Below are 17,233 nucleotides of genomic sequence, written 5' to 3' on the forward strand. Positions count from 1 at the left end.
GGTGTTCATGTTTTACTTTGGATATTAAAAAGCAAGCCGGTTGGCTTGCTTTAGGTGATTATCATTTTAATACCTATTTGTTTGCGGTACTTATGCGGCACTGTCATCTTCTTTAATTCTGGAATGAATGATTAATCCAATTAAAGTGAGAATCATTAATGATCCCAGTGCCATTCTGCTTGCCAGGTTTCCATAGTCAGCAAAGATTAATGTAATGCTGCCGTAAATAAGCGGCCCAATGATTGAGGATACTTTACCCGAGAATGCAAAGAGTCCAAAAAATTGCCCTCTCTTATGGTCAGGTGTCAATTCCACTATATAGGTCCTGGTCGTTACCCACATTGAACCGAGTGCAATTCCGAACATGCTGCCTGCAATCCAGAACATCAATTCATTTACGGAACCAACAGCGATTCCAAGAGCAACAAGGAGAAGCAGCCCAACATACTTAACGGCTTTATTTGGACCTTTCGCTTTAGTAATATATCCGAAAATGAAAGAGCCGATAATGCTAGAAACAGTTGATACAAGGTAAAGCAAAATAAATTTGCCGGTCGTAAAGCCTACAATAGTCTTGGCATACACTGCCATCATGGCAATTGTGGTCGCAATTGCATCATTTAAGAAAAAATAGGCGATCATAAAAGTAAAAATGGCCTTATAATGCTTCATTTCTTTAAAAGTCTGCCAGATTTCCCTATAGCCTGATAAAAAGCTTTGTTTTTCTTTTACCTCAACCGGTTTATCCTTAACAAAGAAAAAGAGAGGCAATGAAAAAAGGAAAAATAATATAGCAGTTGGTATAAACGCTTCATGAAAGCCGTCATCCCCTACAAATAAATATACTGTCAAGCCTACAAGAGTCCCTACATACCCTACTGCAACCCCAAATCCGGAAATCAAGGGGATTTCCTTTTTAGTTCCTAAATCCGAAATCATTGCATCGTAGAAAACCAGGCTGGAATGGTAAAAGAACTTTGCAATTACAAAACAGATAATGACTAATGCAAGATAAATGGGGAGCCCTATAACTTTTCCGCCAAATTGGCTTGACGCAAAGACCCCCATCAAAATGGTTGCCAGCACAGTGATTAACGTAAAGGCGACGATATACCTCTTCTTTTTTCCGGTTCTGTCTATCATGACTCCAAATAAAGGAGAAAAAAGCACTAGAAAAAAACTTGCCAGTGCATTCGAATAGGAAATAAAGGTGCTGGCTATTTGATTTAACACCTCATTTTCACCTATGACTTCCTGTAAATAAAAAGGAAAGAATATCGTATTGATATTTGATGAAAAAATTGTATTTGCAAAATCATACAATGCCCATGATCCTATTGGCAATGTCATATATAGCCGCCAGGAACTCGGCTTTGCCTGCTTCTGCAGCTCCGTTTTATCAACTTCCATTTCATCAGCTCCTTATGGTAAAAAACACCTTATTCCTTATTCAAGACTATCCAGAAAAACCCTTTTTATTTTTTAAAATTCAATTATAAACATCATTTAAAATTTTTTGTAAAAATTAAATGAATATTAAAATAATTAATTTTTATTATGCTATAATTGCAAGTATTATATTTAAGGTGGGTAGTAATGAAACGGAAGGAACAAAAAGAATATACAAAACAATTAATCTTTAAGAGTGCAGTAGAGCTTTTTAGGAAGCAGGGATTCCAAAATACAACTGTCCAGCAAATTACCGACCATGCAGGAGTTGCAAAAGGCACTTTCTTTAATTACTTTCATTCAAAAGAATCTGTTCTGCATTTAGTCGGACAATCCCAGCTAAAGCTGCTTCATTCGTTTTACGAGGAAGTTATCTATAGCAATGAATCAATTGAAGAAAGCTTGCACAAGCTTTTTAAATTTATGGCTATTAAAAACGAAGAATATGGTCCAATTCTTCTATTATCTATCTTCCATATAAGTACTGCCGTAAAAGATTTTCAAACCTCCGAAAGCCTTCTAGCATCAGAATTCAGATCCATATTAATTAATTTGATTGAGGAAGGGCAAAAAAGAGGCGAATTTACAGAACAGGCAAATTCCTCACGTATAGCCACACTGATTGTGAATTCCTTCTTTGGAACCTTGTTTTATTGGGTGCATCATTCAGAATACGAGACTTTGCCAGCTTTGCTGCATGATGTAATAACATGCTATATTACAGTCTTAAAATCCCGCTCCCCCTTGCCTGATAGCCGGTGTTAATTGCTGACACCGGCTGCTTGCATAATCTGCTTTTTATGATGAAGATCATGCTCAATAAAATCTGCGAAATAATCACGGACTGTCAAGGAATGGCTGCCTATTTTAAAAGCAGTATCCAGGTTCTGCTCTGTCATGCTGCTTAGCATTTTAAGATACTGTTTCCTAATTGCCAATAGTTCATCAATAACTGCACACTGCTCCTGCTTTTCAGCGTATTCTCTTGCCGCATCATTAACACTTTGAAAATCAGGAAAACTGTCCAGCTCTGCACCCTCTTTAAAATACGGAAAGCGCTCTTGAATCGAGTATCTGTCCCAAAATAATAAATGGGCAACTACTGCTGCTACTGGCCATTTGCCTTCTGAAACAGGCTTTTCCCAGGTTTTCTGGTCAAGCATTTTTAAAGACTCCAGCCACAAAGCAAATGACTCATAGTGAGTCATCATTTCTTGCTTTTTCATTTACATCCTCCCTTTCCTAAATTTATATTCCACATGCAGAAAATAAATCCTTTTATTGCTTATTAATTATATGCTTTGTTGATCTTTGCCTTTGACTTCCGCTAAAGTCACTTGCTTTCTGCGGGATTCCTGCACTCTTTGCGCTGGAATTGAAATAGCCCTCAAATAAATTCCCCTCGCAGGAGTTGCGGATGCATTTGGAGGATCTTTCCCATTCCATTAAATCAATAACACAGTACTAAATAAACCTTGCCTCTAAAACATAGCTTAATAATAAAAAAGCTGCACGGCCAGATGCCATACAGCTTTACAAGTCCTATTTTTTCACCACAACCGTGCCGGCAATTAAATCATGCAATGCCTGCTTTTTCTCTGTAAAGGCCGCAATAATATATCCAATTAAGAGAATCCCGGACAAAAAGGACATAGCCAAATACCTGCCTAACGCCCTCCAGAAAGAAATGCGATTTCCATTAAGGTCAGTCACTTTTAAGCCCAAGATTTTTTTACCTACTGTTCCTTGCCATTTTGATGCATGCAAGCCGGCAAAATAGGCAAGCGCAACCACAAGACTGATTATTCCGGATACACCAGCTGCCCCAAAATAAGATCCCAAAAGCGCCAGCGCCTCTGCATCAGTCATTTCAGTTTCCATATAGGAAGGATCGCTTAACAGCATATTAAAAGCGTCTGAAGCCCCAAAGAAAATCATGAAAATAACAATTGTAAGAATAGATAGCGGGATTCCCACAATAATAGTATCAATTAAATAGGCCGCAAAACGAATCCAGAATCCCCCATATTCCTTAGTGCTTTCAAAAGGCTGCTTTTCCAAAGCTGTCTCCATTTCATAACCTCCTTTTTTACGCAGATCTTGAAAACTAAAATTCCGAATTTCAGTTTCCACTATCTACTAATGTTAATCTCTAAATGAATTATATTCAACTATTTGTAAAAATTTACACGAATTTATTTCTGCTAATTAGATTACAAAAAACAAAACGTTTTCATCTTGACTTTTTTGTGAACATCTTAACAATATTGTAGACACACTATTCTAACCGGCATACAATTATTTTGTAAAAGAGAAATCGGATTACATAATACTAAAAAGAGGTGCAATCAGGCATGAAAGGTACAGCGATCCTTTACCATGATGAAAATAAGGTGACAATTATTGAAAATGTGGAGCATTCCGTTTTTGAAGAATTAAAGGAACAGTGCGGAGACAAACATTGTCAATGCCATCTTGAAAATAAAGTGATCGACTTTGGTGCAGTTTCTCCTGTATTCTGGCATGAAGATGAAGTTGACTGGGATTATGGATACTAATAAAAATATACGGATGACAAAGCTCTGATATTATTTATCAGGGCTTTTTTATATTTTGCCATTAGAACAGCAGGCTGCAAAGTGATAGAATATAGATTATGATTTAGAGAGGTGAATGCATTGGAACATTTAATAAATCCCAAAGTAAAGAACATAGAAATTTCTGGAATCCGAAAATTTTTTAACATGGTTGCCGACACCAAAGACATGATTTCCCTTACTATTGGCCAGCCCGATTTCCCAACTCCGCTTCACGTTAAAGAAGCCGGCAAGAAAGCAATTGATCATAACTTTACTTCGTATACGCACAATGCAGGGGACATTCGCTTGCGCAGAGCTGCATCTGCTTTTGTAAACGAAAAATATAATCTTACATATAATCCCGATACAGAGGTAATCGTGACCTCCGGAGCTAGTGAAGCAATTGACATTACATTTAGAACAATCTTGGAAGAAGGCTCAGAAGTCATTTTGCCAGGCCCGGTTTATCCGGGATATGAACCAATTATTAAGCTTTGCGGGGCAACTCCCGTCTATTCTGATATTACCAAAAGCAATTTTCGATTTACGGCTGATATAATTGAAAGACAAATTAGCGAAAAAACAAGGTGCATCGTCCTGCCATACCCTTCGAATCCTACCGGTGTCAGTTTAACCATCGGCGAACTTAAAGATATTGCAGCTCTAATTAAGGGTCGTGATATTTTTATCCTTGCTGATGAAATATACAGCGAACTGATTTATGATCAGTCACATCATTCAATCGCTTCTCTGCTGCGCGAACAAACAATTGTCATAAATGGATTATCCAAATCCCACTCCATGACAGGCTGGCGCATTGGACTTTTATTTGCACCGGTAAATCTGGCAAAACATATATTAAAGGTTCATCAATACAATGTGACATGTGCGTCCTCCATTTCGCAAATGGCTGCTTTGGAAGCACTGACAACAGGCAAAAACGATGCCATTCCAATGAGGCAGGAATATGCAAAGCGCCGGGACTATGTTTATGAGCGCTTAGTTAATATGGGACTGGATGTTGTTAAGCCGGATGGGGCATTCTACTTTTTCATCAAAATGCCCCCTGTTTCAATGAATTCTTTTGATTTCGCCTTATCACTTGTTGAAAAAGCTGGTGTTGCCGTTGTTCCGGGAAGTGCATTTTCTACATATGGAGAAGGCTATTTCCGTATATCCTTTGCCTATTCCATGGAAACACTTAAAGAAGGCCTGGATCGAATAGAAAGATATTTGACCGGGATTAGAGAGTAGAGATTATTTGGTCAAACCTTTGTAAATGAACGTTATTTCACCAGCTTGAACGCAAATTTGCGACGGGCTGGCGTTTTTTTATTTGATGGGAGAATCGTGTCGGATTGAACTTTTTTTGCGTCGTTAGTGGATTGTACGTTTTTGTGCATGATGAACTTTCCTTTTAGGTTCGGAGACATGGTTTTTTCGTGTGCGATGACCCGATTACGCTGCTTCTCTTCATTTACGCATGAAGCCCCATGCTTTCTGCGCAGGTCTACGCGATACCGTTTCTTAACCCAACCTCTGCAAAATTCAAAAGGCAAGCACCCTGCTTGCCTTTTTTCGTTATTGACCTTTATAGCGGCCATTATTCTTTGGAGCCTTTTCTTTTTTGGCTTTATCTTTATGAATTTTGTTTGTGTCCGCACTGCCTAATTCATGAGAGAATTCAGAATCAATGACGGCAGAATCAAAGCCTTTTTTGTTTTTTTGCTGAGGATCATTTTTCTTTGTTCTTTTAGCCATAAGCCTAACCCCCTTTTCATCTTCTTTGTTAGTTTGAAGTGAATCGGGCGGCTTTATTCGTTTATAAAGTCGGATTACTTATTCCAATATTTATACAGTGCTTGTGTACCGCTGTTCTCTTCGCCTTCCTCTGCCAGCTCGGCATACATTTTTTTCGCAAGTGCCAGTCCTGGCGTCATCATCCCCATTGCTTCTGCCTCTTCAAGAGCAATGGTCATATCTTTAATGAAGTGTTTAATATAAAAGCCAGGTTCAAAGTTGCCTTCAATCATTCTTGGAGCCAGATTGGATAGTGACCAGCTGCCCGCAGCACCGGTAGATATGCTTTGAAGCACCGTCTTTGGATCCAGGCCGGCCTTCTCTGCATACACAACTGCTTCACAAACACCTATCATGTTTGAAGCTATTGCAATTTGGTTGCACATTTTCGTATGCTGCCCTGATCCGGCTTTTCCTTGGTAAACAATGTTTGTTCCGAGGAGATTGAAGATTGGTTCGACTGCCTGAAAGGCTTCCCTGTCACCGCCAACCATTATCGAAAGCTTCGCTTCTCTAGCTCCAACATCACCTCCAGAAACAGGAGCATCCAAAGCATGCATTCCCTTTTTGCCGGCTTCTTTATATATTTTTTTAGCTAACGTAGGAGTTGACGTTGTCATGTCAATGACATATGTATTTTTATTTCCATTTGTGATAATGCCACTTTCACCAAGGTACACTTCTTCCACGTCAGCAGGGTATCCAACAATAGTAATAATCACATTTGCTTTCTGAGCAACCTCCAATGGCGTCTCAGCCCATTCTGCTCCGTTCTCTAATAGTTCTGAAGCTTTTTCTTTAGTCCTTGTATAAACAATTAATGGATAGCCAGCTTTCAAAAGGTGGCCCGCCATGCTTTTCCCCATTACGCCTGTTCCCACAAATCCGACAACTGTGTTCTCTGGTGAAATCAAAATGAATCCTCTCCTCATTGAAATGACTGAATTTTTTACATTTATTCTAGCACTTCTTCTGTACTTTTAAAATAAATATGACCTCTAAATGACAAAAGACCAGGCAAGTGCCTGGTCCATCCCCAATTTTATGCGCGTATTTACTATTACCCGAATTCAGCTATAATAAAACGCTTATTTAAATAATGTTTCTTTTAAAAATGCTTAAAGCTGTGAGGAAAAGTTATTCAGGAAAGCGCGCGCGATTACTTCATCATCGTTAATGATTTCTACTGAAACTGCATCTTCATTAACAATCATTTTTTCGATTTCAAACACATGCAAGTCTTTTGTAAGTGGAATTGGGTTCATAAATATGAAGTTTCCTTTTTCATTGTTAACTTCTATGTATTCTCCATCTATGATGGTTTCTTCTCCATAGACCCATTCATCCCTGCCCAATGCAGCTGCAAGTTTTTCATTATGTATCAGGACTTTAACTTTGTATAACTCTTCATCCGAAAGGATTTTATGATTAATCTTAAAGCGGAATTGAAGCTCATTGTTTTTAGTCAGCAATGCTTCAGCGTGGCTATTGACAATTGATTGCTGATTGCCCTGCATGCATCCTGCCAGGCTTGCTGTTACCAAGACGGTTAACAGTAAAATAACAATCCTCTTTCTCATGTTAAATTCCTCCTTTTCATTACCTTTTCCTTTTGGGGCTTACAATAAACCCCAATACTTACAACTAGGTTTACGCTCCTTTTCTGAAAGCATTAAAAAAAAGCCTTTTACAAGGCTTTTTTAACATACAACACAGCTCAAAAATGGGTTTTGTTTTGCATACTCATTTGTTTGTTTTTCTTTGGCTCTTTCTCATAAATTGTTGATAAATTTTGCCCGTTTATTTCCACAACTTCTTGTTATAAGTTATAAACTCATTATAAGAGAATTATTATTATTAACTAACAATCTATAAGAAGTGAACATAAAAATAAACCGGCCCTTGCCAGGCCGGCTTAAAAAGGGGGGAAAATGAGAATGATCAGCTTACTTAAGCCTTGCCTAAGTGCTTACTTTTCATTTACCCCGCAACCATGATTTAAAACCATTAATATATTTCAATTTGATTACAGGTTTGTTGCCGCTTTTACAGCCTGTACAACTTCTTCTGCTGTATTCATATGAAGCGCTTTTTCTGCAAGTGCTTCCATATCCTTTTTGTTAAGTTGGCGGATTTGAGAACGTGCTTTCAGGATTGAAGTTGCACTCATTGAGAATTCATCAAGCCCTAATCCCAACAGCAATGGAATCGCTGTTTCGTCTCCAGCCATTTCTCCGCACATACCTGCCCATTTGCCTTCTTTATGGGCTGCATCGATAACCATTTTAACCAGACGCAAAATCGCTGGGTTATATGGCTGGTAAAGGTAAGATACACGCTCATTCATACGGTCTGCAGCCATTGTGTATTGGATTAAGTCATTTGTTCCAACACTGAAGAAGTCAACTTCTTTAGCAAATTGCTCTGCCATAACAGCCGTTGAAGGAATTTCCACCATGATGCCGATTTCAATTTTGTCCGCAACCTCTGTTCCTTCACTTAGAAGCTTTTGTTTCTCTTCTTCAAGGATCGATTTGCCTTGACGGAATTCATCAAGAGTAGCAATCATCGGGAACATGATTTTCAGATTTCCATAAGAGCTGGCTCTTAACAAAGCTCTTAATTGAGTCCGGAAGATATCCTGTTCTTCAAGACACAAGCGGATAGCCCGGAAACCTAGGAATGGGTTCATTTCCTTTGGAAGATTTAAATAAGGAAGCTCTTTGTCACCGCCAATGTCCAATGTACGAACAACAACTGGTTTTCCTTCCATACCTTCAAGAACAGCTTTATAGGATTCGAACTGTTCCTCTTCAGTCGGCAGCTGGTCTCTTCCCATATATAAAAATTCAGTACGGTAAAGGCCGATGCCTTCCCCACCATTTTCAATTACACCTTTAAGGTCTTTAGGAGTACCGATGTTGGCAGCCAATTCAACGTGATGGCCATCAGCAGAAACTGACTTTTCATTGACTAGCTTGGCCCATTCAGCCTTTTGCTCCTCAAACTTGCGCTGCTCTTCTTCATACTCGGCTATAGCCTCTGGGGTAGGATTAATATGTACAAGACCCTTTAATCCATCCACGATGACAATGTCGCCATTTTTAATTTGCTTTGTTGATTCCTTAGTTCCCACAACTGCCGGAATTTCCATGGAACGGGCCATGATAGCGGAATGGGATGTTCTGCCTCCAATATCAGTTGTAAACCCTTTTACAAATTGGCGGTTTAATTGAGCTGTATCAGAAGGAGTCAAGTCTTCGGCAATGATGATTACTTCTTCAGCAATCATGCTTGGGTTAACAATTTGGACGCCAAGCAAATGAGAGAGAACACGTTTGGTAACATCTCGGATATCAGCAGCGCGTTCCTTCATGTACTCATTGTCCATCTGTTCAAACATGGTGACAAACATATCGGCTGTTTCTTTTAAAGCTGATTCTGCATTAACTTTATCTGTTTTGATTTTATCTTCAATTGGCGATATTAACTCCGGATCGCTTAGGACTAGCAGGTGAGCATCGAAAATAGCCGCTTTATCGGCGCCTAGTTCTTTATGGGCGTTGTCGCGAATAACTTCCAGTTCACCTTTTGACGCAGTAAGGGCAGCCTGAAAGCGTTCAACTTCCTTTGCTCCATCTTCAACTGACTTTTTGTCAAAAGAAAGATCCGGCTCGATCAAACGGTATGCTTTTGCAATGGCGATACCGCTTGATGCCGCAATTCCATTTAAAAAACTCATTATTCAGCCAAACCTTCTTTTTTCAAAGTTTCTTCAAGGCTGTTAAGAGCGTCCTGCTCATCGTTGCCTTCAGCAATAATTGTGATATCGGCACCTTGTCCAACACCTAAAGACATAACACCCATGATTGATTTCAAGTTAACTTTCTTCTCTTTGTATTCAAGGTGGATTTCAGAATCGAACTTGCTTGCAGCTTGCACAAGCATTGTAGCCGGACGAGCGTGAATTCCAGTTTCTGCAGTTACTTTAAATTGTTTTTGAACCATATTGGATCAATCCCCTTCTTATAAAAATAATTTTTAAAATTAAGTTAAGATGTGCAAGGCGTTGCCCCACTAACTTAAAAGCTCGGGCCTGGAAAAAATTCCGCTAAGCTTCAGGAATAGAATAATCATGACGGGTTATTTCTGTCCTATATGCTGTTTTATTTTTTCCAATGGCCATATATTCATGTATATAGGTTGTTCAAAATGTCCAAGAAAAATAGCACGCAATATTCAGTACTGTTTGACCTCTCCTCTGAACCCTCCTATTTGTAATCGGGAAGATTTCCCCAGCAATATTTAAGTCATCAGACACCTTACATCTCAGACAAAAGAATAGCATTTCATATACATTTAGACAATGAAAAAACCTTATTTTTTCGCGTTTGTTCACACTTTTTTTCAGTTAAACGCTTACATTTTCCAATGTTTTCATCCAGCATTGGAAAAACCTTAATTTGCAAACTGATTTTATTTTCTTCTTACTAATATGGGACGATATTTATTTTGCTTTCTCAAACATTTTGCTTTTTCTTTGTAATAAAGAATGTTGTAGGCTACTCTCATTTTTGAGATGGTTCCTTTAAGAGCGGTGGAATGGTCTCCTTCCTCCCCAGTATAGACCTTCACAAGATCGGATACTGACCGGGCAAGCATTTCAATGACATTCTTTAAGTCTTCAGGATTATATAAGATCTTATCTTCCATAAGCTGCTCCAGAATATCTTCAGATAGGCATTTAACTCTATTGGCTTTTTCTTTTTCCAGGTTCATCATAATCATCCCGCCTTTTCATTGATGCTTCAAATATATGCGGGACAATAGAGTGTAATGCCGCAATAGAGCGCCATTCCTTTTATTGCTTTCCTTCAGGAATAAACTGCGCTTCCCGATTGAAAAAGGTTTTATACGCCAGAAGTATAAAAATTATCACCGATAACCCTACACTGCCCAGGATGCCCAACAGGATAACGATTTGATATTCAATAGCAAGCAGCGGGCTTACACCTGAAAGAATTTGACCTGTCATCATTCCCGGCAGGAATATAATGCCCATGCCCAGCATGTTATTGATTGTCGGCAAAACAGCAGAATCACAGGCATGGTTCACATATGGCTTTACTGCCGCTTTTGGATCAGCACCTAGCATTAATGCACCTTCAATCATATCTCTTTGTGTATTAAATGACTGCAAAAGCTCCTTTACACTCAGTGTAATTCCAGTCATGGAATTACCAATGATCATACCGGCAATGGGAATAAAATATCGGGGGTCATACCAAGGTTCAAAGTCAATGACTACGAAATTAAAAAAAAGAAGACAAAACACAGTACCTGCTGCCATGGAAATGGCAATCGTTTTTTTCAGGTTCCCGGAAAGAGGAACTCCTGCCTGCTTAAAAATGGTGTATATTGCAAAACCCTCCATAATAACGATAACAGCCAAGGTTAATGCCGGACTGGAAAACTCAAATAGATATGTTAAGACATAACCTGCAATGACAAGCTGCAATGTCATTCTGAAGGTTGCAATCATAAGCCTTTTTTCACGTGCAATTCCTCTTATCTTAAAAATTAAGACGAGCAAAAGAACAAAAACGTAAGCAGATACTAGCCTCCAAAGTTCAATATTAATAATACCGCCGTTTTCCATGCCAGCCCCCTTATTTATCTGTCTTTGTCCTGCAGTTTAAGCAAGTCTATTCTTTCCTCACCATATTGATCGATCGCTTTCTTCGAATGAGTAATCATAATAATATCAGCCTTTTTTCTTTTAGCTTCATCTATAAAGTGCTCCAGTACTTTTAATTCAGTTTCTTCATCTAATGCAGAAGTCGGTTCATCCAGAAGGTAAACTTCAGATTCAAGCAATAGGACCCTGGCTAGCGCTAAACGCTGCTTCTCTCCACCTGATAAATTGCCGGAGTCCTCATCCAGTTCTTTGTCCAAATGCATTTTATGTATAGCATTCCTAAGAAGATTATCGGGTACCGGCTCTTTTTCTGTAAGCCTAAAGCCGATTTGGAGATTTTCTTTGATGGTTCCGGGAAAAATTAATGGAGTTTGTGAAAGCATTATTACTTTTCTGCGCAGCTGTATAGGGTCCAGTTCACTTAATGAAGTGCCCTTGTAAAAAATCTCACCTGTATCAGGAGTAAGCAGTTTATTCAGCATTTTCAGCAGTGTGGATTTTCCTGCCCCACTCTCTCCCATTATACAAGTAACCTTTCCAGCATAGATGTTAAGATGAGGCACTTTCAGGATTTCTTGATGACGAAGATTCTTTATCTCATAAAGTGTTTTTTTATCCATAGGCATCTCCTTTCCCTCTTCCCCTTTACCCTGTATAAAATCCGCTTAATCTCACCATAAAGCATTAGAAAAAGCAAAGCTCTTTCCGAAAATGGAAAAAGGGCTCTTAATTTCAAGGCTCTTTCTTATAAGCGGGAAGTGGACAAAAAGAAGAAGGAGCTCAAAGGATTAAAGAAAATAAGTATAAAATTATATCATTTATAATAACTTTACTTTGCCTTTATTCGCACTTAATAAAGCTTCTTTATCTTTAATATAAAGGCAGGTGGGGAGAGGATGCTGTTTCAAATTATTTTATGCATTATTTTTATTGCAGCTGTTTTTCTGCTAAATATAGTGCTGCTCAGAAAGTAGCAAAATTAAGTTTTGTAAATCATTTTCTTTGTCATTCCACCATCTATTGTGATATTTTCCCCCGTAATAAAGTCATTTTCAGGATCAGCCAGGAATAAACAAGTCCGGGCAATGTCTCCGGGCTTGCCTACTCTATTGGAAAGATGCTGCTTATGATCAATCTCTCTGAGCCCTTCATAATCCTCTGTTTCAATCCACCCGGGACTGATGCAATTTACCCGGATTCCTTTAGCTGAAAGGGTTCTTGCCAATGCATGTGTAATTGCCAATATCCCTCCTTTTGAAGCCGAATATGCCTCTGTATTGCTTTCAGACATCTGTGCCCTTGTAGAGGATATATTTATAATAGAGGAGCCTGTCTGCATTGTCTTTGCTGCTTCCCTGCTGCAGAGAAATACGCTTCTTAGGTTTGTATTGATAATCTCATCCCACATCTCTATAGTCATATCAAAAAAAGAATAAAATTTTGAAATTCCTGCATTGTTGATCAGGGTATCAATTGAGCCATATGTCTCATATGCTTTTGCCATGAGTCTGGAAACCTCCATTTCCTCCTTCACATCTGTCTTTACAAATAGGCTGGAATAGCCCTTCTCCTTTAAACTATCTTCAAGCTCTCTTCCCTTCTTTTCATTGATATCTGCGATGACAACATTTGCACCTTTAGCCGCAAACAATTCAGAGATCCCCTTGCCTATCCCATTAGCACCTCCTGTTACAATGACTGTTTTCCCTTTAAATTTGCTCAATGTTCTCAGCCTCCTTTATTAACATTTGATATTGCATTTATCTCCAAACCATTCATTCTCTATTCCATTATTAATGAAGGCATAAAGAAAGGCACCTGAGATGCTCAAGTACCTTTCTATCAATGCATTATTTAGCAAATCTATGTTTTCCAATAACAGTTGTAACTTCGCGCGATAAAATCCATTTACTTGTGCTTGTTTGCGGGTTATAAAAGAATAAAGATCCTTTTCCTTTTCCTCTAAAAGCAAGTGCTTCGTTCACAGCTTTCATTGCCTCGCCGTCTGCAGGGCGGTTGATTTCCCCGTTAGCTACCGGTGTAAAAGCATAATGCCCATTTGAAATCTGATAGATTACTTCTTTGATCGTATTGGGAAAATCAGGGGAATCGACTCTATTTAAAACAACTGTTGCCACAGCCACCTTACCTGCATATGGCTCTCCTTTTGCTTCTGCATGTACAAGCTGGGCAAGCAGATTTTTCTCAGCCTGTGTTATTGTTGATGGAAGCTTAATAGATTGCCCCGGATAAATTAAATGGGAGTTAAGCTTATTGAGGGTCATAACTTTAGAAATTGGCACGCCATAGTGGCTGCTTATTTTCCATAGTGTATCCCCTTTATTTACGTTATGTACACTGGCAAGAGCTTCCCCATGGTATGAAAATAGGGCTGCAGCTGCCAACAAACCCGCAGCCGCTTTTTTGATCTTTATTTTCATATGTATTCCTCCTGATAGTTTTCTATACTATCAGGCTACCAGTTAACAGAGCCCTTATCATCAGGTAATTAATGGTCCAGTTTGCAGAAGCTTCAATCTTCTGGGCAAATAATTATATATATTGTCCTTAAGACATATAAGGTAAACATAAACCTTAACTCCTGGGTGATTCCAAGTAATGATAAATTACATCTCCACCTCTTTGGGCTATTCCGCGGAAATGCTTAAAGTCATCCCTTTTAACAAGCACACTGCGAAACGGAAGAAAATCATCTTTAGAAACATAGTATTCTGAAATGGTTCCACCTTTTAATTGATCCAGCACTTCATGTATTTGTTCTTCTTTCATTATATATTAGCTCCTTTATTCTTTTCCTATTTATCTATCATATATAAATGGGTTTCATTTTTAAAGAGGTTGAGTGAGAGCTGTTAGTCTGTATTTTTTCTGAATATTAAATAATTTTAATGTAATTTAATTATTAATCTGGTATAATATTACCAAACTAGAAACTATATTTTTATTATTCAAACACAAAAGAAGTTCAAATTTCTTTACGCTATACATAATATAGTGCAAACTGTTATTACGCAGCTAAAGTAATTTACAAAAAAGGAGAGATGCTGTTTGAAGAAAGCAGAGGTTGGCAATATAATTGAATTTCGTGACGGATTACAGGGAATTGTAGAAAAAGTTAATGAAAATTCTGTCATTGTTGATTTAACTTATATGGATAATTATCGTGATCTGGAGTTAGACCAAAGAACCGTTGTCAATCACAAAAACTATAAAGTAGTAAAGGAATCAGCAATATAAAAGAATAAATGAAAGCGCATTCTTTCTGAGTGCGTTTAAAAAAGCAGCGGGCGATGCTGCTTTTTATTTTTGCATTTCATCAGATTCCAGAATGTGTATTCCCCTCGTACCATATTGTGCGGAACTAGCCATTAGCCTTTGCAACATGTCTCTTTAATTGGTTTATACTTCAACATTTTTTCCCCCTTAGCAATGGATTCAACGATTTAAAACCCATTCTGCCATTTTTTCACCAAATCTAAATTCATTACACTCACCTATCAATAGTGAGTGACGAAAAATATAAATGAAATGAATAGGAAAGGCCCCCTCATACAGGAGGCCTTGAACGACTATTCCTTTTCACCTGAGAGTTCTTTTAATGATTTCACTTTTCCATGCGGGTGCTGATCCTGCTTTCTTACAGTCCATGCACGCTCTTTCTCTCTTTTAGACTTCGTCAACTATAAAACCTCCTTTCTCATATGGGTAGGTTTAACATTTCAAAGCCATTTTATATTTCCATTTCCAAAGAAATCTTTTCCTTACTTTTTATTTGTATTTTTTGTTAGAATAATGTTTGGCTATTTTTTTCTTGAAAGGAGAAATAACATTGAAAAATATTTCTGCAGATGTCCGTTTCATTGGCGGAGTGTTTATAGCTCATCTGCTTATGTATTTTACATTTCAGGATAAATCGATTTTTTGGTATATTTTTTCTGCATCTTTATTATTCTTAATCAGCTATTCGATTATTATGGAAGAAGTGGAGGATAAGGTTTCATTTGGGACATATCTCATTTATGGATCTATTTCAGGTGCTGTCCTGTTTTTTCTGTTTTGGACCGGCTACCATTTATTTGATTTGCTGAATCTGCCAGTTATCAATCAAGTTGAAAAGCTTTATGGGCGTTTTTCACCCTCCCTTCTCTGGCATTATATCGTGCTAATATTAATCATCATTCCTGGTGAGGAAATTTTTTGGAGAGGCTTTGTCCAAAAAAGAATATTGAAGCATTCAAATGTCACTTTTTCAATCATTCTTTCCTCTATCCTCTATGCTTCTGTTCACTTCTATTCAGGATATTGGATGCTGCCATTTGCTGCGTTAATTGCAGGTCTATTTTGGGGATGGCTTTATGCCTGGAAAAGAAGCATTCCTCTTGTGATTGTTTCCCATTTAATTTTTGACTTGTTTATGTTTGTCATCTTTCCATTTAAATAATAATCATATCCCGCTCCAGACAACCCACTTTTCGGGTTGTTTTTTAATTTTATAACCCCTTTTTAAGTCTTGTCGAAACTTAGCATAAATGGTAATGTACTTATTAAATAGGAATTTTTATGTAACCCTTTTATTCCCTTTTCGTCTAATTATGTAGAGAAGCTTCTTAGTGAACTGTGGGAGGAACACAAAATGAAAAAGATGTTGAAACTTTTATTGCTCGCGGGATTGATTGCTGGCATTCTTGCTGGCTGCGGAACTGATCAGAGTGCTGGAGATAAAGGGACAGATCCTGTTCAAAACGAGGAAGAGGCGACAGAAGAACAGAATGGCCAGGAACAAGCTGAAGAAAATAAGGCAGAAGAAGAAGGAACCTCTGAAGAAGGAAATAGCGTAATCAGGATTCTGGAGCAGAATTTGAGCTATTCAGTTAATGGAGAAACGAAAGAAGATACAGCCTTTCTAAAACATAGTGATAATCAAAGCTACTCTATGTATGTTCTTCCTGGGTATGAGCTGACAGCAGAAGAGCCAAATAAAGATGTCCTCTATTTCACCGAAAATGACCAGGTTTTCATGCGCATAGAGCTTCTGCCGGATGATGCTGACTGGAAGATGGCCGAAGAAAATACAAAGGCACAATTAAGTGCTGTCAGCGAGGACGTACAAAGCGGCGAAGCCCCTGCCGATGAATTTTACAAAGATGCAACTGTATGGAAAGCAGAACAAAATGGTGAAAAAGTATCATCTTATCTGATTAAAAAAGATGACCTTTCACTTAAGCTAACTCTTTTCAACAAAGAAGACGCTGACCATGAAGAAGCTTTCCTTCAAATGGCAAAAACCATTATGAAAGAAGAACCGCAAAAATAATAGGCAGGCAAGAGATCCGGAAAGTACCGGATCTCTTTTTATTATAGGTTTTAAAACCACGTGCTCTGCACGTGTGAAAACAAAGCTTCTAGAGTGGTAATGTGACATAAAAAAACTCCTATCGTTATAATAGAAACTGGCCGTCAAACCAACTTCTATATAACGAAAGGAGCAGTACTCATGAGTGACAATAGTTTATCACATACCAGGTGGAATTGTAAGTACCACATCGTTTTCATCCCAAAATACAGAAGAAAAGTAATTTATGGAAAGTTGAGACGAGATATAGGAGCGATATTGAGAAGGCTGTGTGAAATGAAAGATGTGGAAATCATTGAAGCACATGCTATGCCAGACCACATTCATATGTTA

General features: G+C 38.2%; 22 protein-coding genes. 7 read left to right on the plus strand and 15 right to left on the minus strand.

Translation table 11 applies throughout. The features are described 5' to 3' along the window. Positions 1–90: 90 nt before the first annotated feature. Positions 91–1,410 carry an MFS transporter gene (locus tag L634_RS0114615; protein WP_026583089.1) on the minus strand — a complete coding sequence of 440 codons (1,320 nt, stop codon included), beginning with the start codon at positions 1,408–1,410 and terminating at the stop codon, positions 91–93. A gap of 186 nt (positions 1,411–1,596) precedes the next feature. On the opposite strand from L634_RS0114615, the gene L634_RS31175 reads away from it, so the two are divergent. Next, positions 1,597–2,214, plus strand: coding sequence for a TetR/AcrR family transcriptional regulator (locus tag L634_RS31175; protein ID WP_051428337.1), 618 nt, complete (start codon positions 1,597–1,599; stop codon positions 2,212–2,214). On the opposite strand, the gene L634_RS0114625 is transcribed toward L634_RS31175, so the two are convergent. Then, complete coding sequence (locus L634_RS0114625; protein ID WP_026583090.1) at positions 2,211–2,675, minus strand: DinB family protein; 465 nt, start codon at positions 2,673–2,675, stop codon at positions 2,211–2,213. The two genes, L634_RS31175 and L634_RS0114625, sit on opposite strands and share 4 nt — an antisense overlap. Before the next feature lie 316 nt (positions 2,676–2,991). Beyond that, positions 2,992–3,522, minus strand: a complete 531-nt coding sequence (locus tag L634_RS0114635) for an RDD family protein (RefSeq protein WP_026583091.1) — start codon at positions 3,520–3,522, stop codon at positions 2,992–2,994. Between the two features lie 281 nt (positions 3,523–3,803). On the opposite strand from L634_RS0114635, the gene L634_RS0114640 reads away from it, so the two are divergent. Both L634_RS0114640 and L634_RS0114645 read left to right on the plus strand, forming a co-directional pair. Beyond that, the gene (locus tag L634_RS0114640; RefSeq protein ID WP_026583092.1) at positions 3,804–4,007 is read left to right on the plus strand and encodes a hypothetical protein; all 204 of its coding nucleotides are present in this window, start codon (positions 3,804–3,806) and stop codon (positions 4,005–4,007) included. A gap of 120 nt (positions 4,008–4,127) precedes the next feature. Next, positions 4,128–5,282 carry an aminotransferase A gene (locus L634_RS0114645; RefSeq protein ID WP_026583093.1) on the plus strand — a complete coding sequence of 385 codons (1,155 nt, stop codon included), beginning with the start codon at positions 4,128–4,130 and terminating at the stop codon, positions 5,280–5,282. 327 nt (positions 5,283–5,609) lie between these two features. Here the strand turns inward: L634_RS0114645 and L634_RS0114655 are convergent, their stop codons facing one another. From L634_RS0114655 to L634_RS0114705, 11 genes are all read right to left on the minus strand, one after another. Next, positions 5,610–5,789 (minus strand): hypothetical protein, encoded by a 180-nt coding sequence (locus tag L634_RS0114655; RefSeq protein ID WP_026583095.1) that lies wholly within the window; start codon positions 5,787–5,789, stop codon positions 5,610–5,612. A 74-nt stretch (positions 5,790–5,863) separates the two neighbouring features. Next, the gene (locus L634_RS0114660) at positions 5,864–6,742 is read right to left on the minus strand and encodes an NAD(P)-dependent oxidoreductase (RefSeq protein WP_026583096.1); all 879 of its coding nucleotides are present in this window, start codon (positions 6,740–6,742) and stop codon (positions 5,864–5,866) included. Positions 6,743–6,946: 204 nt separating this feature from the next. Next, entirely contained in the window at positions 6,947–7,408 is a 462-nt protein-coding gene (locus L634_RS0114665; protein ID WP_026583097.1) for a hypothetical protein, read from the minus strand. A gap of 446 nt (positions 7,409–7,854) precedes the next feature. Next, positions 7,855–9,570, minus strand: a complete 1,716-nt coding sequence (ptsP, locus tag L634_RS0114670) for a phosphoenolpyruvate--protein phosphotransferase (protein WP_026583098.1) — start codon at positions 9,568–9,570, stop codon at positions 7,855–7,857. Then, positions 9,570–9,836 (minus strand): phosphocarrier protein HPr, encoded by a 267-nt coding sequence (locus tag L634_RS0114675; protein ID WP_026583099.1) that lies wholly within the window; start codon positions 9,834–9,836, stop codon positions 9,570–9,572. Before L634_RS0114675 ends, ptsP begins: the two co-directional genes overlap by 1 nt. A gap of 468 nt (positions 9,837–10,304) precedes the next feature. After that, positions 10,305–10,610 (minus strand): hypothetical protein, encoded by a 306-nt coding sequence (locus tag L634_RS0114680; RefSeq protein ID WP_232233770.1) that lies wholly within the window; start codon positions 10,608–10,610, stop codon positions 10,305–10,307. 79 nt (positions 10,611–10,689) lie between these two features. Then, positions 10,690–11,487 carry an ABC transporter permease gene (locus tag L634_RS0114685; RefSeq protein ID WP_026583101.1) on the minus strand — a complete coding sequence of 266 codons (798 nt, stop codon included), beginning with the start codon at positions 11,485–11,487 and terminating at the stop codon, positions 10,690–10,692. A 14-nt stretch (positions 11,488–11,501) separates the two neighbouring features. Continuing rightward, the gene (locus L634_RS0114690) at positions 11,502–12,146 is read right to left on the minus strand and encodes an ABC transporter ATP-binding protein (RefSeq protein WP_026583102.1); all 645 of its coding nucleotides are present in this window, start codon (positions 12,144–12,146) and stop codon (positions 11,502–11,504) included. A gap of 359 nt (positions 12,147–12,505) precedes the next feature. Then, positions 12,506–13,249, minus strand: coding sequence for an SDR family oxidoreductase (locus L634_RS0114695; protein WP_026583103.1), 744 nt, complete (start codon positions 13,247–13,249; stop codon positions 12,506–12,508). A gap of 127 nt (positions 13,250–13,376) precedes the next feature. Then, positions 13,377–13,967: a cell wall hydrolase gene (locus tag L634_RS0114700; protein ID WP_157452408.1), complete on the minus strand. Its 591-nt coding sequence runs from the start codon at positions 13,965–13,967 to the stop codon at positions 13,377–13,379. A gap of 154 nt (positions 13,968–14,121) precedes the next feature. Beyond that, complete coding sequence (locus tag L634_RS0114705; RefSeq protein ID WP_026583105.1) at positions 14,122–14,316, minus strand: hypothetical protein; 195 nt, start codon at positions 14,314–14,316, stop codon at positions 14,122–14,124. Between the two features lie 279 nt (positions 14,317–14,595). On the opposite strand from L634_RS0114705, the gene L634_RS0114710 reads away from it, so the two are divergent. Further along, a complete protein-coding gene (locus L634_RS0114710; protein ID WP_026583106.1) occupies positions 14,596–14,784 on the plus strand; it encodes a YkvS family protein in 189 nt (62 codons plus the stop codon). 332 nt (positions 14,785–15,116) lie between these two features. On the opposite strand, the gene L634_RS34345 is transcribed toward L634_RS0114710, so the two are convergent. Next, entirely contained in the window at positions 15,117–15,227 is a 111-nt protein-coding gene (locus L634_RS34345; protein ID WP_019381647.1) for a DUF6254 family protein, read from the minus strand. Between the two features lie 149 nt (positions 15,228–15,376). Between L634_RS34345 and L634_RS0114720 the strand changes: the two genes are divergently transcribed. The 3 genes from L634_RS0114720 to tnpA all read left to right on the plus strand — a co-directional run. After that, positions 15,377–15,988 (plus strand): CPBP family intramembrane glutamic endopeptidase, encoded by a 612-nt coding sequence (locus L634_RS0114720; RefSeq protein WP_026583107.1) that lies wholly within the window; start codon positions 15,377–15,379, stop codon positions 15,986–15,988. A 192-nt stretch (positions 15,989–16,180) separates the two neighbouring features. Next, positions 16,181–16,861: a hypothetical protein gene (locus L634_RS0114725; protein ID WP_026583108.1), complete on the plus strand. Its 681-nt coding sequence runs from the start codon at positions 16,181–16,183 to the stop codon at positions 16,859–16,861. 180 nt (positions 16,862–17,041) lie between these two features. Continuing rightward, a partial coding sequence (tnpA, locus tag L634_RS32745) for an IS200/IS605 family transposase (RefSeq protein ID WP_026583109.1) occupies positions 17,042–17,233 on the plus strand: 192 nt, incomplete at its 3' end.

Origin of the sequence: Bacillus sp. J33, from assembly GCF_000518885.1 — a bacterium.
Lineage (GTDB): Bacteria > Bacillota > Bacilli > Bacillales > Cytobacillaceae > Cytobacillus.

Coding starts and splice junctions, on each gene's coding strand:
- L634_RS0114725 (WP_026583108.1), top strand. CDS start 16,181: ATGAAAAAGATGTTGAAACTTTTATTGCTCGCGGGATTGATTGCTGGC.
- L634_RS0114700 (WP_157452408.1), bottom strand. CDS start 13,967: ATGAAAATAAAGATCAAAAAAGCGGCTGCGGGTTTGTTGGCAGCTGCA.
- L634_RS0114655 (WP_026583095.1), bottom strand. CDS start 5,789: ATGGCTAAAAGAACAAAGAAAAATGATCCTCAGCAAAAAAACAAAAAA.
- L634_RS0114625 (WP_026583090.1), bottom strand. CDS start 2,675: ATGAAAAAGCAAGAAATGATGACTCACTATGAGTCATTTGCTTTGTGG.
- L634_RS31175 (WP_051428337.1), top strand. CDS start 1,597: ATGAAACGGAAGGAACAAAAAGAATATACAAAACAATTAATCTTTAAG.
- L634_RS0114705 (WP_026583105.1), bottom strand. CDS start 14,316: ATGAAAGAAGAACAAATACATGAAGTGCTGGATCAATTAAAAGGTGGA.
- L634_RS0114640 (WP_026583092.1), top strand. CDS start 3,804: ATGAAAGGTACAGCGATCCTTTACCATGATGAAAATAAGGTGACAATT.
- L634_RS0114675 (WP_026583099.1), bottom strand. CDS start 9,836: ATGGTTCAAAAACAATTTAAAGTAACTGCAGAAACTGGAATTCACGCT.
- L634_RS0114635 (WP_026583091.1), bottom strand. CDS start 3,522: ATGGAGACAGCTTTGGAAAAGCAGCCTTTTGAAAGCACTAAGGAATAT.
- L634_RS0114665 (WP_026583097.1), bottom strand. CDS start 7,408: ATGAGAAAGAGGATTGTTATTTTACTGTTAACCGTCTTGGTAACAGCA.
- L634_RS0114615 (WP_026583089.1), bottom strand. CDS start 1,410: ATGGAAGTTGATAAAACGGAGCTGCAGAAGCAGGCAAAGCCGAGTTCC.
- L634_RS0114690 (WP_026583102.1), bottom strand. CDS start 12,146: ATGGATAAAAAAACACTTTATGAGATAAAGAATCTTCGTCATCAAGAA.
- L634_RS0114685 (WP_026583101.1), bottom strand. CDS start 11,487: ATGGAAAACGGCGGTATTATTAATATTGAACTTTGGAGGCTAGTATCT.
- L634_RS0114680 (WP_232233770.1), bottom strand. CDS start 10,610: ATGATGAACCTGGAAAAAGAAAAAGCCAATAGAGTTAAATGCCTATCT.
- ptsP (WP_026583098.1), bottom strand. CDS start 9,570: ATGAGTTTTTTAAATGGAATTGCGGCATCAAGCGGTATCGCCATTGCA.